The following is a 15,870-nucleotide window of genomic DNA, read 5'->3' as shown; positions in this document are numbered from 1 at the left end:
ACTCCCTTACTGCGCGCCTATCAGGGCTGGGCTCTTGATCGACTCTGGAGCGTTGGACTGACAATCGAGGCTACTCCCCTGATTGTGGCCGCAAAATCGGCACCGTAAAAGCATGGCCGAGTGCGTGTTTCTCACCCTAAAGCTGAGGTAGAGACTAGGAAATGTCTCATTTCGGATGCTTTGCCCGGTCAGCAGTTGGTCAGCTGTCCGTGGCCTTGAAATCATCCGGAGATACCGATTCGAGAAACTCCTTGAACTTCTCGACTTCGTCCTCGCGCTCGTCGGGCATGACCAGCCCGGCCTCCTCGAGCACCGGCTCCTCGGCATAGATCGGGCAGCCCACCCGCAACGCGATGGCGACCGAGTCCGAGGGCCGCGCCGAGATGCGCAGATCGTTCTCGAAGACCAGGTCGGCGTAGAAGGTGCCCTCCTGCAGATCCACGATCCGCACCTCTTTGAGGGTGTGACCCAGCTCCTTGATCAGGATCTTGATCAGGTCGTGGGTGAGCGGGCGGATGGGCGTGACGCCCTCCTGTTCCAGCACGATCGCGGTGGCCTCGGCCTGCCCGATCCAGATCGGTAGGTACCGGTCCCCGGACACCTCACGCAGCAGCAGCACGGGCTGATTCTGTGGCTGTTCGACACGGATGCCGATCACACGCATTTCGCTCATCGCACTGCCTCCCAGATCCTCACCAGGCCGCCCAACCCGGCTGTATTACCGAGTCTAGGCGAAGATTTCAGCCTCCGAGGGAAGCGCGCACCGAGGTCTTCACGAGGCAGGTGTGCAGCGTCAGCGACAGTGCGGCCAATTCCCGGACCGTCTCCTCGGCGCGAGCGCGGGCATCGGCGTCGCGGCTCTTGGCGATCGGCGCGGCGATCTGGGCCACCATGGCGGCCTCACGATCCGCGGCCAGCTTGAAGGCACGCAGATGCCTTGCCTCCAAACCGAATTCGCTCAGCGCCTTGGCGGTGCGAGCGAGAGTGACGGCATCGCCGTCGAAGTACCCGGCCGCGCCGGGGGTGATCAGATTGGCCCGGATCAGTTCGGTGAGGAACTTCTCGTCGATGCCGGCCTGATCGAGCAGATCCGCCCGGGTGATCCGGATTTCGTGGTCGAACCGGAGTTCCTCGGGCGACACCTCACCGGGCACGGCGTTCAACCGGCGCAGCCGGCCGCCCCCGTTGGCGGACAAGGCATCCGGGGTTTCCGGAATACCTCGGGATTCGGGCACGATGCCTCCCACGGCGTTCGCCCGGGCCCGTGCTTCCCGGACTCCGAGCGTCGCCGCCCCACTGTCGATCGCTTCGAGCTGTTCCTTGATCACCTTCAACGGCAGGTACTGGTCCCGCTGCGCGGTCAGCACGAAGCGCAGGCGCTCGACATCCGCCACATGGAAGCGGCGGTATCCCGAGGGCGTGCGCTCCGGGCTGATCAGGCCCTCCGATTCCAGGAATCGGATCTTGGAGATGGTGATGTCCGGAAAATCCGGACGCAGGAGATCCAGCACGGAGCCGATCGACATGCCTCCGCGCGTCCACTGCGCTGCGCCAGTCATTCCGCTCGGCCCTATAGCGCCGAGTCGCTCGTCGCCGGTCGCGGACCAGTCAGGAAGACCAGACGGAATTTGCCGATCTGGACCTCGTCGCCGTTCTGCAGCTCCGAGGAGTCCACCGGCTCACGGTTGACATAGGTGCCGTTGAGGCTGCCCACGTCGACGACCTGGAAGGTGTCGTCGTCCTGGCGGAATTCCGCGTGGCGACGGCTGACCGTGACATCGTCCAGGAAGATGTCACTGTCGGGATGGCGTCCCGCCGAGGTGGTCGGCTGGTCGAGCAGGAAGCGCGAACCGGCGTTCGGACCACGCTTGACCACCAGCAGGGCCGCGCCCGCGGGCAGACCCTCCACCCCCTGCACCGGCTGCTCGCCGGTCTGCTCGGTGCGCGACGTGTCGACCTCGTTCAGGAAGTCGGCACGGAACACCGAAGTGGTCTCTGCTGCCGTTTCCTGGTAACCCGGGTCCTTGTTCTCGCTCACCCTTGCTCTCCTCCTCGAACCGAATAATCCATGCAAGCAATTGATGCCCTCAGCGATGCGGCGCTCCGGCCGCTCCCCGCCTCGGGTGGGTTCCGGAAATTCCGGGCACCGGCTGCGCGCACTTCTGTTGGCATTGACCGTACCCTGCCAGGGCGTACCCGTGCAGGTAGAACTGTGAAGGCTGCTTCAGCCTCCGATAACTCCTTGATAACCTGCGGCATCGAGCAGCTTGCCCAGGCCGGCTTCGAGCGCCTCGGCGGAGTCGACCTCGAGCTCGAACAGCCACCCGTCGCCGTAGGCGTCGGAGTTGACGGTCTCGGGCTCGGCATCCAGAAGATCGTTCACCGCAACGACTTTCCCGGCCAGCGGGGCGTAGATGTCGGACACGCTCTTGGTGGATTCGATCTCGGCGATGCTCTCACCGGCCGGTGCCTCGGAGTCCACCGCGGGCAGCTGCACGAACACGACGTCACCCAACTGCGACTGCGCGTAGTCGGTGATGCCCACCCGCACCCGGGTCGGACCCACCTTGCTCACCCACTCGTGCTCCTCGGAGTAGCGCAAATCCTCGGGTACTGCGGTCACTGGCAGTGTCCTTTCAACGGGCGGTTCCTCTCGGGATCGTCGTCGATCCGTCCGTCGCACACCCTATCGGGAGTGATCATGGTGTGGCACGGGCGGTATCGCTCGGGCCACGGCGAGGGCTTTGCCGAGGTACAGGATTCCGGTCCAGACGTAGACCGCCGTGCCCCAGATCAAGAATGCCCCACCGAAGGCGCGGCCGAAACCCGCGGCGGCCCAGTCCATCTGCCCGGCCAGCAGCCAGGGCAGCGCCGACATGAGCGCGAAGGTGGCGGCCTTGCCCAGGTAGATGACCTCGGGCGGGGGCAGGTCGCGGCGCTTGTAGATGCCCAGGGTGAGGGTCAGGATGCCGTCGCGGGCGACCAGGATCAGCACCACCCACCAGGGCAGGATGCCGCGAATCAGGAAGCCGCCCAGCGTCGCCAGCAGGTACAGCCGGTCGACCAGCGGATCCAGGATCGCGCCCAATCTGGACGACTGATCCAACAGCCGGGCCAGCTTGCCGTCGAGGAAGTCGGTGAAACCGCTGGCGACCAGCAGCGCGAAGGCCCAGCCGTCGGCCTTCTCGACCAGCAGCAGCCACAGGAACACCGGCACGCCGATCAGCCGCACCAAGCTGAGCACATTGGGCACGGTCAGGATGCGGTCGCTGTACACCGGTTCGGTGTTCCGCTCGGTTGTCACAGTCCCCGTCCTACCCCAATCGGCGCGCCATCACCATCCGGGCACGCCGCCGCGCCGGGCGCGGACCTACTCCGTGAGAGAGTTGTGTGCAATCCTTCTCACATCTGGTTGGGACCGCGAGAGGAATGACCATGCCCGACTTCGACTATGACGTCGTCGTGATCGGCTCCGGGTTCGGGGGGAGCGTGAGCGCGCTGCGCCTGAGCGAGAAGGGCTACCGGGTGGCGGTGCTGGAGTCCGGCCGCCGCTGGAACGCCGAAGACATCCCCAAGACGAACTGGAATGTGCGCAAGGCGATCTGGGCCCCGCGCCTGGGCCTGACCGGCACCCAGCGGATCAGCGTGCTGGGCAAGTGCGCGGTGTTCTCGGCGGCGGGCGTGGGCGGCGGGTCGCTGATCTACGGCAATACCCTCTACGAGCCGCTCCCGGCCTTCTACACCGACCGCCAGTGGGCCCACATCACCGACTGGCGCTCCGAGCTCGCGCCCTACTACGACCAGGCCGAGCGCATGCTCGGCGTGACCGAGAACCCGCGCATGACCCCGGCGGACGACGTGATCCGTTCGGTGGCAGCCGATCTGGGCGTGAGCGAGACCTTCCACCCCACCCGGGTCGGCGTGTTCTTCAACGAGTCCGCCCCCGGCGAGGAGGTCGAGGACCCCTACTTCGGCGGCGCGGGCCCGCGGCGCAACGGCTGCATCCACTGCGCGCGCTGCTTCACTGGCTGCCCGCACAACGCCAAGAACACCACCCCCAAGAACTACCTCTACCTGGCCGAGCAGGCCGGTGCGCACGTGTTCGAACTCACCACGGCCACCAAGGTGCGGCCCATGACCGGCGGCGGCTACGCCATCGAGACGCAGCGGTCGGACCGCTGGGTCCGCAAGGGCCGCAAGGTGTTCACCGCCGAGCAGGTGGTGTTCGCGGCGGCCGCGCTGGGCACCCAGAAGCTGCTGCACAAGATGCGTGACGAGGGCGTGCTGCCGAACCTCTCGCCGCGGCTGGGTGAGCTGACCCGCTCCAACTCCGAGGCGATTCTCAATGTGGTGAGCAAGTCCCGCGACGATTTCGCCGAGGGCATCGCGATCACCTCCTCCATCCACCCCGAGCCCGACACCCACGTCGAGGTCTGTCACTACGGCAAGGGACAGAACGGCCTGTTCCCGCTGTCGGTGCCGATCGTCGACGGCGGCGCGTTCCGGTTCCTGCGCTTCCTGCTGGCCATGGTGCTGCATCCGGTGGTGTTCGCGCGCAGCCTCAACGCGCGGCGGGCCTCGGAGCGCTCGGTCATCCTGCTGGTGATGCAGTCGCTGGACAATTCGCTGACCTCGTTCCGCCGCTGGGGGCAGCTGAAGACGAAACAGGGTATGGGCAAGCCGAATCCGACCTGGATCCCACTGGCCCACGAGGTCGGCCGCCGCTTCGGCGAGCGCGTCGACGGCGATGTGCAAATGCTGGCGATGGACGTGTTCAACATCCCCACCACCGCGCACTACATCGGCGGCTGTGTCATCGGCGAAGGGCCGGAAAGCGGTGTGGTGGACCCGTATCAGCGCGTGTACGGCCATCCGGGTCTGCACGTGGCCGACGGTTCGGCGGTGACGGCGAACCTGGGCGTGAACCCGTCGCTGACCATCACCGCGCAGGCCGAGCGTGCAATGGCGTTCTGGCCCAACCGAAACGAGGTCGATCCGCGGCCGCCGCTGGGCGCCGCGTACCGTCGGATCAGCCCGGTCGCACCGAAGTCGGCGGCGGTGCCGGAGTTCGCTCCGGGCGCACTGCGGCTGCCGATTTTCCCGGCGGACCACCGGAACTGAGCGCGGCGGCGCGCCCGGCGGTAGTTTGGGCTGTTGTGCCCGTACCATTCGCGGTACCGATCCGACGAGGAAGGTGAGAGCCGATGCTCGTCCGAGTGCAGAACGCCGCCGGCACGCACGCCGAGAGAATGCTGATCGACTGGCTGCGAACCTGGAAGGGCAGCACCGACCCCCAGGGTGTCGCGACCGTCAATTGCACTCTGTTCCACGGCGACAAGCTGCATCCCTTCGACGCGGTGGTGTGGACGCCGACCAGCTGCGTGGTGATCGAGGCCGAGGCGCTGGCCGAGCGTCTCGACGGCGAGCTGCAGGTGCCGGTCAACGGCCCGTGGCGGGTCGGGGACCGGATCGTGACCTTCGAGGGCAGCGACAAGCGCAGCCCCCTGGACAAGTCCCGCGATCACACCTTCGCGTTGCAGACCTGGCTGGCCGAGCGGGGACTCGGGCAGCGGGTCATCCACGGCATCGTGCTGGTGGTGCCGCCGCCGGGGTCGAATCTGAAGGTCACCCAGCTGTGGAACGATCCGAGTTTCCAGGTGCTGCTGGGCGACGAGCGGCGGCTGCGCGACCATTTCACCGGTCTGCTGTCGCGGGGGCGCCCGCAGTGGTCGGCCAATGACGTGGCGTGGGCGTTCCGCGGCCTGGGGATCCTGCCGTACCTGCCCGCACCGCAGGATCTGCTGAACGAGGGCTTCCTGGGCCCGGTGGATCCGACCCTGTGGCACGGTGGCCCCCAGCAGGCGCAGGCCGAGGCGTACGCCTTGGAGCAGGCCCGCTTGGAGCAGGAGCACGCCTCGGCGGGCCGGGGGTTCGTCATGCCCTCGCCGTGGTTCAGCCCGTGGAAGCTCTATCCGCGCCGCAGCGACCGGATCGAGGTGGGGCGCGGGGTCATGCGGGTGATGCTCACCCTGGGCTTCATCATCGCGGCCCTGTGGGTGGTGTGGTTCATTCTGGCGGGGGCGGCGTCGCTGTATTAGCCACCCGCCCCGCCGTGGTTGCCGCGAGGTAGCGGCACGGCAGGTAGAGGGCGGCCACGAGCGCCACGGCGGCCGCGGTGCCGCCGACCACATCGGTCGGATGGTGGTATCCGAGACCGACCATGCCGATCATGACGGCGGGCAGCACCACCACCATGACGATCACCGTGCCCCGGCGCACCCGCGCGGATTCGGTCACGAGCGCGAACGCGGTCACCACGGCGACCAACTGCACGGTGTGCCCACTCGGGTAGGCCAGATAGTGCTCGAGCTTGCGTTCCCAGAACGGTTTGAGCGCATAGGTATTGACCGCCACCACCAGTTCCGGGGCGATCAGCGCGAAACCCGCCTGCCACCACAACCGCCGGTAGGCCAGCAACGCGGCGGACAGGGCCAGCAGGGTCAGCACGACGGGACTGTTGCTGGGGAACACCAGCACTCGGTACACCCAGGTGTGGGCGTCGAGCGCCGAGTGGATGCCGTTCTCCAGGGCCAGGTCCGCGCTCGTCGAGCCGCCACCGGACGGAAAGGTCAACGGCACCAGCACGGTGACGATCACCCCCGCCAGGATCACGGCGGGCAGAGTGGCCGGGTGGGGCCGGGCCGCCGGGAGCTCGGGGACGGGGGTGATCGGTCTGCTCACGTCTGCACGATAGCGGCCGCGCTCAGTCGCGCAGCGCGGCCCGTTCCAGCAGCGGCCGCGACCGGGGCGGGGCCCACCAGTTCGCGGTGCCCATGACCCGCATGAACGCCGGGACCAGCACCATGCGCACCAGGGTGGCGTCCAGTAGCACCGCCAGCGCCAGTCCCACGCCCAGCATCCGGTTCATGGTGACTTGACTGGCGGCGATCCCCGCGAAGACCACGGCCATGAGCAGGGCCGCCGCGGTCACGATGCGGCCGGAGCGGGCGATGCCCAGCGCGACCGCGGTGTCGTTGTCCGCGCGGGTCTTCGCCGAACGGCGCCACTCCTCGGTGAAGCGGGCCAGCAGGAAGACCTCGTAGTCCATGGACAGTCCGAAGGCCACGCAGAACAACAGCACCGGCATGGTGGCGATGGTGTATCCGACGGCCTCGGTGCCGAGCCCACCCAGATGGCCGTCCTGGAAGATCCAGACCAGCGCGCCGAAGGTCGCCGAGAGCGAGAGCACATTGAGGACGAGTGCTTTCAGCGGCAGCACCACGCTGCCGGTGAGCAACAGCAGCAGCACGAAGGTGACGATGCCGATCCAGGCCAGCGCCTTCGGGACGCCTTGCGCGACACCGTGGGCCGCGTCCGCGGTCTGCTGGGCCGCGCCGCCGAACAGCGCCGGCCCGGGGGCGTCGATCGCGCGCAAGGCGTCGAGCTGGCGCTGGGCGCGGTCGGAGTACGGGTCCAGGCGGGTGGCGACGGTGAGGTGGACGGAGTCCGGTCCGGTCGCGGCGGCGTCGCCGGGGGCGATCATCCGCTCGTGGGCGTAGGTGCCGGACGGGGCGATGACGGCTTCCACGCCGGGCACCCGCGACAACGCCGACGCGTAGGCGCTCACGGCGTTGCCCGGCGCGCGCACGATGATGTGCACCGCGCCGGTCGCGTTGTCGTCGAACCGATTTCGCAGCAGATCACCGACCCGGTGCGATGACAGCGTCGCGGGCAGCACGCGGTCGTCGGGCAACCCGAGTTTCAGATCCGCGATCGGCGCGCCCAGGATCAGCAGCAGCGCGAGCACCGGCAGCGCGCACAGGGCGGGGCGGCGCTGCACGCCCCGCGCCACCCGGTACAGCACGCTGTCCTCGACGGGTGCGGCCTCGCGCAACGGTTTCCGGTTGATGCGGTCGCCGAGCACCATCAGCAGGGCGGGTACCAGGGTCAGCGCGAGCACGATGGACAGCGCCACCACCGCCAGCCCGGCCGCGGCCATCGACCGCAGGAAGCCCATGGGGAAGAACACCATTCCGACCAGGGCGATGCCCACGGTGAGCCCGGAGAAGGCGACCGCGCGGCCGCCGCGGCGCATGGCGACGGTGAGCGCCGTGGTGCGGTCGCGGCCGGCGGCGATCTCCTCCCGATAGCGTCCGATGATCAGCAGCGAGTAGTCCACGGCCAGCGCCAGTCCGAGGGCGGTGATGATGTTCAGCGCGAAAACCGACAGCTCGATCACGAAGGTCAGCAGGTACAGCACCGCGCTGGCCCCGGCGATGGCGACCACGCCGGTGGCGAACGGAATGGCCGCGGCCACCAGGCTTCTGAGGTACCACACCAGCAGTAGGAAGGTCAGCGGCAGCGCGATGGCCTCGGCCAGGCCCAGGTCCTTCTGGGTCTGCTCGCTCGTCTCGTTCCAGATCATGGCCTGTCCCCCGGCCTGGACGGTGATGTCGCCGTGGGCGCCGGTGAATTCGTCGGCCAGGTCGCGGGCCGTGCCGGGCGCGGTGTTCTCGTCGCCGCGCACAGTGGCCACGATCAGCCCGATCGTGCCGTCCCTGCTGAGCAGCGTCTTGGTCAGCGTCGGATCGGTCCACGGCGAGACGGCCGCGGAGACGCGCGAGTCGCCCCGGAGCCGTTGCGCGATGTTCTCGCCGAGGGCCACGGCCGCAGGATCCTGTGCGCCGCGGGGTGATTCGACGGTGAGCACCAGCTGCATGCCGGACCTGCCGTAGTCGCGTTCCAGTACCCCGGCCACCTGCTCGGACTCGGAGTGGGTGGAGACGAAGCCGCCGTTGGACAGTCGTGCGCCGGCCTGTGTGCCGAGCGCCCCGCACAGCACGAACGCGACGGCGACCAGGGCCAGCACCAATTTCGGCGTGCGCAGTGCCGGTGCGATCAATGTGTCGATCATCGTGTGGCCCGCTCGGCGTGCGGCCGTGGATATCCCAGGATCACGATTTCCCCTCGCAGCGTTGCGATTCGGGTGGACGGTTCCGATCAAATCCTGAAAATGACGACAGTGTGAGGGTCGGTGCGGTGAGAGGATTCAGCCGAGCATGGCGGCGCGCAGCAGGCCTTCCGGGACGCCCAGGCCCTCGATCAGGGTGAGCGCCTGCGGCCGGAGCCGGTCCACGAGTTCGTTCACCCCGCGCCGCACCGACTTGGCCCGCTCCACCGACATGAACCGGTGCATGATGTACCAGGCCTGATGCTGTTCGATGGTCGAATACACGAACAGATCGCAGACCGTGTCGGCCAGCGCCCGCGCCTCCGGATCCTCGATACCGGCGATACCGTCGATGAAGGCCTCCAGCACCAAGCGCTCGATGTGCGCCGACCCCGCGGCCAGGATGTGGTCCTGCGCGTTGTTGAAGGCCTCGAACGGCCCGGTCTCCTTCGCGCGGGCGCGCAACCGGTGTCCGGCCGTACGGACCAGGTAGTCCTCGCGATCGGCGAACAGCTGCAACTGGATCGAGCGCCGCGACAGGTCGCCCTCGTCGACGGTGTCGTCGCCGCGGTCGCGCAGGCGCTGAATCATCTGCCGCACACCGGATCGCTCACGCACCACGTCGCGGGCCATGGTGGCGGCGAACTTCACCCAGCCGAGCGCGTCGAGGTCGCGGACCTCGTCGGCGTACGCGGTCAGCAGGTCCTTGGCGACCAGCTGGGTCAAGACCGTGTTGTCGCCTTCGAAGGTGACGAACACATCGGTGTCGGCCTTGAGGGTGACCAGGCGATTCTCGGTGAGATAGCCCGCGCCGCCGCAGGCTTCGCGGCATTCCTGGATGGCGGCGGTGGCGAAACGGGTCTGCGCCACCTTGAGGCCGGCGGCCCGGTTCTCCAGCGCGCGCCGCGCGCGCGGGTCGGTCTCCTGCCCGGTCTGCACCAGGTGCATGCGGTACACGAGGTCGTTCTGCGCGAAAGCCAGTGCGTAGGAGCGGGCTACCAGCGGCAGCAGGCGGCGCTGATGGCTGCGGTAGTCCATCAGCACCGTCTCCTCCCCGGTGTCGGGGTCGGCGAACTGCCGCCGCTGCTCGCCGTAGCGGACCGCGATGCTCAGCGCGACCCGGGCCGCGGCGGCCGCCGCGCCGCCGACGCTGACCCGCCCGCGCACCAGGGTGCCCAGGGTGGTGAAGAAGCGGCGGCTGGGGTTCTCGATCTCGGAGCTGTAGGTGCCGTCCTCGGCCACGTCGGCATACCGGTTGAGCAGGTTCTCGCGCGGAATCCGGACCTGGTCGAACAGGATTCGGCCATTGTCGACACCCGGCAGGCCGCCCTTGTAGCCGCAGTCGGAGGTGGTCACACCGGGCAGGTCACCGCCCGCCTCGTCGCGGATGGGGACCAGGAAGCAGTGCACGCCCTGGCTCTGCCCGCCCGTGATCAGCTGCGCGAAAACCGCTGCCATGCGGGCGTGTTCGGCCGCGCCGCCGATGTAGTCCTTGCGGGCCGAGGGAGTCGGGCTGTGCACCACGAACTCCCGGGTGGCCGGGTCGTAGGTGGCGGTGGTCTCCAGGTTGGCGACATCGCTGCCGTGGCCGGTCTCGGTCATGGCGAAGCAGCCGAGCAGGCGCAGCGGGATCAGCTCGTCGAGGTACTCGCGGTGCCGCTCGGTGCCCAGATTCTCGACCGCGCCGCCGAAAAGTCCCCACTGCACACCGCTTTTCACCCACAGCGACAGGTCGGTGTAGGCGAGCATCTCGAGCGCGGTGACGATCGCGCCCGCGTCGCCGGGGGTGCCGTCGGGGTGGCGGAAGCCGGGTTCGACCCAGCCGAAGGAGGAGACCAGCCCCATCTGGTCCAGCACGCGAGCCCGCGCTGCTTTCAGATCGAGGCTCGGATCGCCGAAGAGGCGGTCGTCGTGGAGGACTGCGCGGGCCCGTTGACGAACCTCCCGCCAGGGGCCGTCGAGTGCCGTGCGTAGCTCTTCGGAGATCGAAACGCCGCTCGTCGCCATAGCCAAAACACTACTGCCACGGCTGTGCTCATCCTGGTGATCTCGATCGCCCGTGTACGTTTCTTACTGTGAGCAATGAGGTGGCCGTCGAGTCGCCGGGTCTGCCCGCGGGGCCGCGCACCCGGTGGTGGCGCCGCCTGCTCACCACCGTCTCCGATCACGTCGTCGCTGATCAGCGCGCCACCGTGGACACCGTCGTGGAGGCGCCCGCCCCGGTCCAGCCGATCGATCTCACCGACGACGCGACCGTGACCGAGGTGCTGGATCTGGCCGAGCGGGTCGGGGAAGTCGTGCTGGCATCGGGCACCGCGGTGATGGACACCACCACCCAGATCGAGTTCATCGCCGCCACCTACGGTCTGTCCCACTGTGATATCGACGTCACCTACAACTCGATCCGTATCTCCGCCGACCGCGGCACCCGGCTGCCGCCCGCCACCACCATGCGGGTCGTGCACTACCGGTCGCTGGACTTCACCCGGCTCGCCGCGGTGGACCGGCTGACCCGGCGCATCCGCAGCGAACTGGTGCCGCCGCAGGACGCGCTCTCCGCCCTCGACGAGATCACCTCCGCGCCGCATCCGTACCCGCGCTGGTCGGCGACGCTGGGCTGGGCGCTGATGGCCGCGGCCGTGGCGCTGTTGCTCAACGGCGGCTGGCTGATCGGGCTGCTGAGTTTCGTGACCACCATGCTCATCGACCGCACCAACCGGCTGTTGAACCGGCGCGGGCTGCCGTTCTTCTTCCAGCACATGATGGGTGGCGTCATCGCCGCGGCGCCCGCGGTCTTGGTGTCCACCTTCGCGGCCGGGCTGCGACTGGATCCGGCGCTGATCATCGCGGCCGGAATCGCGGTGTTGCTGGCCGGTTTACAACTGGTGGGCGCGGTGGAGGACGCGATCACCGGGGCGCCGGTGACAGCGTCGGCGCGCATGTTGGAAGTGATCATGATGACCGTCGGGATCATCGCCGGGATCGCGCTCACGCTGCGGGTGGCGGAGGTGTTCGAGGCGACGGTGCCGACGGTCGAGATGGTCTCGACCCGCGATCTGACCAATCTGCCGCTCAAGCTGTTCGCGGGTGCGGTGACGTCCGGGGCGTTCGCGCTGGCCTGTTACGCCGAGCAGCGGGCGCTGGCGGCGGCCGCGTTCAGCGGTGGCGCTGCCACCGTGGTCTATCTGCTGGCCCAGCATTTCGGATTCGGGCCGGTCGTCTCCTCGGGCGTGGCCGCCACCGTGGTGGGTCTGGCCGGTGGCCTGCTCGCCCGGCGCGCGCTGACGCCCCCGCTGGTGGTGGCGGTCGCGGGCATCACTCCCCTGCTGCCGGGTCTGAAGGTCTATCGCGGGCTGTACGCGCTGCTCAATGACGAACTGCTGATCGGGCTGAACCAATTGTTCAGCGCGTTCGCGGTCGGTCTGGCGCTGGCCGCGGGCGTCACCCTGGGTGAATGGATAGCCCGTGACCTGCGGCGTCCGCGCATCATCCGCCGCATGGGCTCGTTGCGCCGCCCCCGGCTCGCGGCCGGTTGATTCGCGACCTCGATAAATACCTTTTATCTATCATGAAATCACGTTTCTCGTAATTCTAATTGTATTGCCAGACAAGGCTTTTAATTAATTCTGATCATGCCTGTTACCGTGCAGTATGACCACGAGCCGCCGCCCGCGCGAACGCGATGTCTTCGCGCTATGGGGACAACTCGTCGCCCGCTATCGCTTTCTCGTTTTGGCTGCGGTCGCGGCCGCCCTGCTGGCCCTCGGCGCGTACTCGCTGGGGTTCGAGGGTCGCCTCAGCGCGGGTGGTCTGGACGACCCGAATTCGGAGTCGGTGCAGGCCGCGGAGCTGGCCGCGGGCGCCTTCGGGCCGAATCACGCCGCGGACATGGTCATCATCTATCACTTTCCGGACGGGACGACCGTCGACGACCCCACCGTGAATCAGCCGGTGGTGGACAGTCTCAACTCCCTCACCACGCGGTTCCCCGACGCCGTGCAGGCGGTCAACGCCACCTACTGGCCCGGGGTGACCACGACCCTGGGCTCGCAGTCGGGCCTCGCCACCAAGGACAAGACGCGCGCGGTCGCCTCCATCGCCCTCAAGGGTGAGACCGGTGACGTACTGTCGGCGCACTACGTGCAGGTGAAGAACGCGTTCGCGGTGCCGGGCATCGATGTGAAGGTCGGTGGGCTGCAACCCATCGGGACGGCGCTGACCGACACCATCTCGGCCGACACCCATCGCATGGAATTGCTGGCGATCCCGGCCGTCGCGATCCTGTTGTTCTTCATCTTCGGCGGCGTGGTCGCGGCGGCGCTGCCGCTCATGATCGGTGTGCTGACGATTCTGGGCGCGAACGGCATCGTGCGAGGGATCACCAATGTCGCCGAAGTGAATTCGTTCGTCGCTCCGGTCGTTTCGATGATCGGGCTGGGCCTGGCCATCGACTACGCGTTGTTCATCGTGAGCCGTTTCCGGGAGGAAGTGGCCGCCGGGTACGACACCCCGACCGCGGTGCGGCGTTCGGTGACGACGGCGGGCCGCACGGTGGTGTTCTCGGCGACCATGATCGTCGCGAGTCTGGCCGGGATGCTGTTGTTCCCGCAGGGCTTCCTGAAGTCCATCGCCTACGGCGCGATCGCCACGGTCAGCCTGGCCGCGTTCACGGCCGTCACGATTCTGCCCGCGATGCTGGCGATCCTGGGCCCGCGGGTGAACGCCCTGGGGATCGAGCGATTCCGGCGCGCCGACGCGGCCCGCGATGTGGAGCAGAGCTTCTGGGGCCGTTGCACCGCCTGGGTGATGCGGCATCCGCGCAAGATCACCGCGCTGCTGATCCTCGGCCTGCTGGTGCTCATCCTGCCGGTGCGCAATATCGCGTTCGGCGGTTTCAGCGAGAAGTATCTGCCGCCGGACAATGCGGTGCGGGTGGCTCAGCACGAGATCGACACCTATTTCCCGCTGCGCAAATCCGACCCGATCGAACTGATCATCGTCACGGGTGACAGCACCGAGGTGGGCCCGCTGGTGGAGCGCGCGAGCTTCGCTCCCGGTCTGCTGCCCTCCGGTTTCGAGATCCCGACCCGGTCCCAGACCGATCCGACGATCTACAAGACCCAGGCGTATCTGGTCGATTCCAGCAAGTACGACAAGACGATCGACTTCCTGCGCAATCTGGAGACCGCCGACGGCACCACCCTCATGGTGACCGGCGTCCCCACGGTCCAGCACGACACCATCGCCGCGCTGCTCGACCGTCTCCCGCTGATGATCGCCCTGGTCCTGGCCGCGACCACGATCCTGATGTTCCTGACCTTCGGCTCCCTGGTGCTGCCCCTCAAGGCCGCCCTGATGAGCGTGCTGGGCCTGGGCTCGACCCTCGGCATCCTCACCTGGATCTTCACCGAGGGCCACGGCGCGACGCTGCTCAACTTCACGCCGCAGCCGATTCAGGCGAACATCCTGTTCCTCATCATCGCCATCATCTACGGCCTCTCCACCGACTACGAGGTCTTCCTCCTGTCGCGGATGGTCGAGGCCCGCGCCCGCGGCGCGAGCACCGAGGAGGCGATCCGCTCCGGCACCGCCCACACCGGCCGCATCATCACCGCGGCGGCGCTGATCCTGTTGGTCGTCACCGGCGCCTTCGCCTTCTCCGACCTGGTCCTCATGCAGTACATCGCCTACGGCATGATCGCGGCCCTCGTCATCGACGCCACCGTGCTGCGCATGATGCTGGTCCCGGCGGTGATGAAGCTGCTCGGCGACCGCTGCTGGTGGGCCCCGGCCTGGATGAAGCGCATCCAGCAGCGCATCGGTTTGAGCGAACCGATCCTGGAGGACGAACCGACCCCCGCCGAGCCCCCGGTGGCCGAAATGGTCGGCGCGGCAGGAGGTTCGCGCCTCAGCGTCTGACCTTTTCAGCCACACCCGATATTCGCTAACAAAGTATCCATTCGATAGACACAGTGTCAGCTAGGCTCCCGGCTGTCCTGGCCCGGTGTTGTACGCACCGGCGGGTGCCGGGACGTTCTATCGAAGGGAATGCCTCATGATTCGACCTCGCACGCTCGGTGCGACCGCGATTTTGGCCGCCGCCTTGACCTTCGGGGTCTCGCCGGGTCTGGCACTCGCGGTCGATCCGCCGGTGGCGACCGCCAATGTGCTGCTCGATCCGGCCGCGCGCTCGTTGAACCTCTCCGGTGTGCAGAATGCCCGCGACGTGGGCGGTTATCGGACTGCGGACGGTCACACCGTCCGCACCGATCTGGTGTTCCGCACCGCCGCACTGGGTTCGGCGACCACCGCCGATGTGGCCGCGCTGGCCGCGCACAATGTGGTCTCGGTGCACGATCTGCGCACCAACTACGAACAGCTGCTCAACGGCGCGGACAAGGTCCCCGCCGGGGCGGCCGAACACCACGACGACATCATGGGCGGGGCCTCGCCGCTGGCGGGGTTGAGCACGGCGTCGTCGGCCGCGAACGCGTACCCGCAGTTCATCACCTCGCCGGGCGCGAACGCGGGCTTCGCCGACGTCCTCCGCGATATCGCGTACAACAACGGCGGGGTCTTGTTCCACTGCACCGCGGGCAAGGACCGCACCGGCTGGGCGGGCGCGGTGTTGCTGACCCTGCTGGGTGTCGACAAGGACACCGTGTACTACGACTTCATGCTGTCGAGCTACTACCGCGATGCCGCCCCCGGCGACGTGAACAACGGCGTGACCGCCGCCGAGCTCGACTCGGCCTTCGCCCAGGCGAACAAGTCCTACGGCAGCTTCGCCAACTACGTGAGCACTGGCCTCGGGCTGACCGCGGCCGACATCGCCGCGCTGAAGGCCAAGATGCTGGCCTGATCGAGACGCGATTGCCCCGGTGGCCCGTCACCGGATCGGTTGCGGGCCACCACGGTTC

Annotated in this window: 13 protein-coding genes; 5 read left to right on the top strand and 8 right to left on the bottom strand. The window is 68.0% G+C overall.

The window, feature by feature from the left end; genetic code table 11:
* Positions 1–199: 199 nt before the first annotated feature.
* The 5 genes from ACFYTS_RS14855 to ACFYTS_RS14835 all read right to left on the bottom strand — a co-directional run bounded on the left by ACFYTS_RS14855 (position 200) and on the right by ACFYTS_RS14835 (position 3,304).
* Positions 200–673 (bottom strand): bifunctional nuclease family protein, encoded by a 474-nt coding sequence (locus ACFYTS_RS14855; RefSeq protein ID WP_040807814.1) that lies wholly within the window; start codon positions 671–673, stop codon positions 200–202.
* A 67-nt stretch (positions 674–740) separates the two neighbouring features.
* Complete coding sequence (locus ACFYTS_RS14850) at positions 741–1,526, bottom strand: MerR family transcriptional regulator (protein ID WP_357085015.1); 786 nt, start codon at positions 1,524–1,526, stop codon at positions 741–743.
* Positions 1,527–1,570: 44 nt separating this feature from the next.
* Complete coding sequence (gene garA, locus ACFYTS_RS14845) at positions 1,571–2,038, bottom strand: glycogen accumulation regulator GarA (RefSeq protein ID WP_213555026.1); 468 nt, start codon at positions 2,036–2,038, stop codon at positions 1,571–1,573.
* A gap of 186 nt (positions 2,039–2,224) precedes the next feature.
* On the bottom strand, positions 2,225–2,629 hold the full coding sequence (gene gcvH / locus ACFYTS_RS14840; RefSeq protein ID WP_357278132.1) for a glycine cleavage system protein GcvH: 405 nt from the start codon (positions 2,627–2,629) through the stop codon (positions 2,225–2,227).
* Positions 2,630–2,686: 57 nt separating this feature from the next.
* Positions 2,687–3,304 (bottom strand): CDP-alcohol phosphatidyltransferase family protein, encoded by a 618-nt coding sequence (locus ACFYTS_RS14835; RefSeq protein ID WP_357277434.1) that lies wholly within the window; start codon positions 3,302–3,304, stop codon positions 2,687–2,689.
* Between the two features lie 131 nt (positions 3,305–3,435).
* On the opposite strand from ACFYTS_RS14835, the gene ACFYTS_RS14830 reads away from it, so the two are divergent.
* Positions 3,436–5,121, top strand: coding sequence for a GMC oxidoreductase (locus ACFYTS_RS14830; protein ID WP_387304380.1), 1,686 nt, complete (start codon positions 3,436–3,438; stop codon positions 5,119–5,121).
* 83 nt (positions 5,122–5,204) lie between these two features.
* Complete coding sequence (locus tag ACFYTS_RS14825; protein ID WP_387304377.1) at positions 5,205–6,098, top strand: nuclease-related domain-containing protein; 894 nt, start codon at positions 5,205–5,207, stop codon at positions 6,096–6,098.
* Here the strand turns inward: ACFYTS_RS14825 and ACFYTS_RS14820 are convergent.
* The 3 genes from ACFYTS_RS14820 to ACFYTS_RS14810 all read right to left on the bottom strand — a co-directional run bounded on the left by ACFYTS_RS14820 (position 6,067) and on the right by ACFYTS_RS14810 (position 10,957).
* On the bottom strand, positions 6,067–6,741 hold the full coding sequence (locus tag ACFYTS_RS14820; protein ID WP_357277442.1) for a phosphatase PAP2 family protein: 675 nt from the start codon (positions 6,739–6,741) through the stop codon (positions 6,067–6,069). The two genes, ACFYTS_RS14825 and ACFYTS_RS14820, sit on opposite strands and share 32 nt — an antisense overlap.
* Positions 6,742–6,763: 22 nt before the next feature.
* On the bottom strand, positions 6,764–8,902 hold the full coding sequence (locus ACFYTS_RS14815; protein ID WP_387304374.1) for an MMPL family transporter: 2,139 nt from the start codon (positions 8,900–8,902) through the stop codon (positions 6,764–6,766).
* 147 nt (positions 8,903–9,049) lie between these two features.
* Positions 9,050–10,957 carry an acyl-CoA dehydrogenase gene (locus tag ACFYTS_RS14810; protein ID WP_387304371.1) on the bottom strand — a complete coding sequence of 636 codons (1,908 nt, stop codon included), beginning with the start codon at positions 10,955–10,957 and terminating at the stop codon, positions 9,050–9,052.
* Positions 10,958–11,094: 137 nt separating this feature from the next.
* Here ACFYTS_RS14810 and ACFYTS_RS14805 point away from each other — a divergent pair, with 137 nt between their 5' ends.
* The 3 genes from ACFYTS_RS14805 (at position 11,095) to ACFYTS_RS14795 (ending at position 15,812) form a co-directional block, all read left to right on the top strand.
* Positions 11,095–12,486: a threonine/serine exporter ThrE family protein gene (locus ACFYTS_RS14805; RefSeq protein WP_387304641.1), complete on the top strand. Its 1,392-nt coding sequence runs from the start codon at positions 11,095–11,097 to the stop codon at positions 12,484–12,486.
* A gap of 115 nt (positions 12,487–12,601) precedes the next feature.
* Entirely contained in the window at positions 12,602–14,869 is a 2,268-nt protein-coding gene (locus tag ACFYTS_RS14800; RefSeq protein WP_357277449.1) for an MMPL family transporter, read from the top strand.
* A 136-nt stretch (positions 14,870–15,005) separates the two neighbouring features.
* On the top strand, positions 15,006–15,812 hold the full coding sequence (locus tag ACFYTS_RS14795; protein WP_387304368.1) for a tyrosine-protein phosphatase: 807 nt from the start codon (positions 15,006–15,008) through the stop codon (positions 15,810–15,812).
* Positions 15,813–15,870: the final 58 nt, after the last annotated feature.

The sequence above is a fragment of the Nocardia sp. NPDC004151 genome (assembly GCF_042874235.1).
Classification (GTDB): domain Bacteria; phylum Actinomycetota; class Actinomycetes; order Mycobacteriales; family Mycobacteriaceae; genus Nocardia.
The sequence above is the reverse complement of the archived record's forward strand: the minus strand, read 5'-3'. Positions and strand labels throughout refer to the sequence as shown.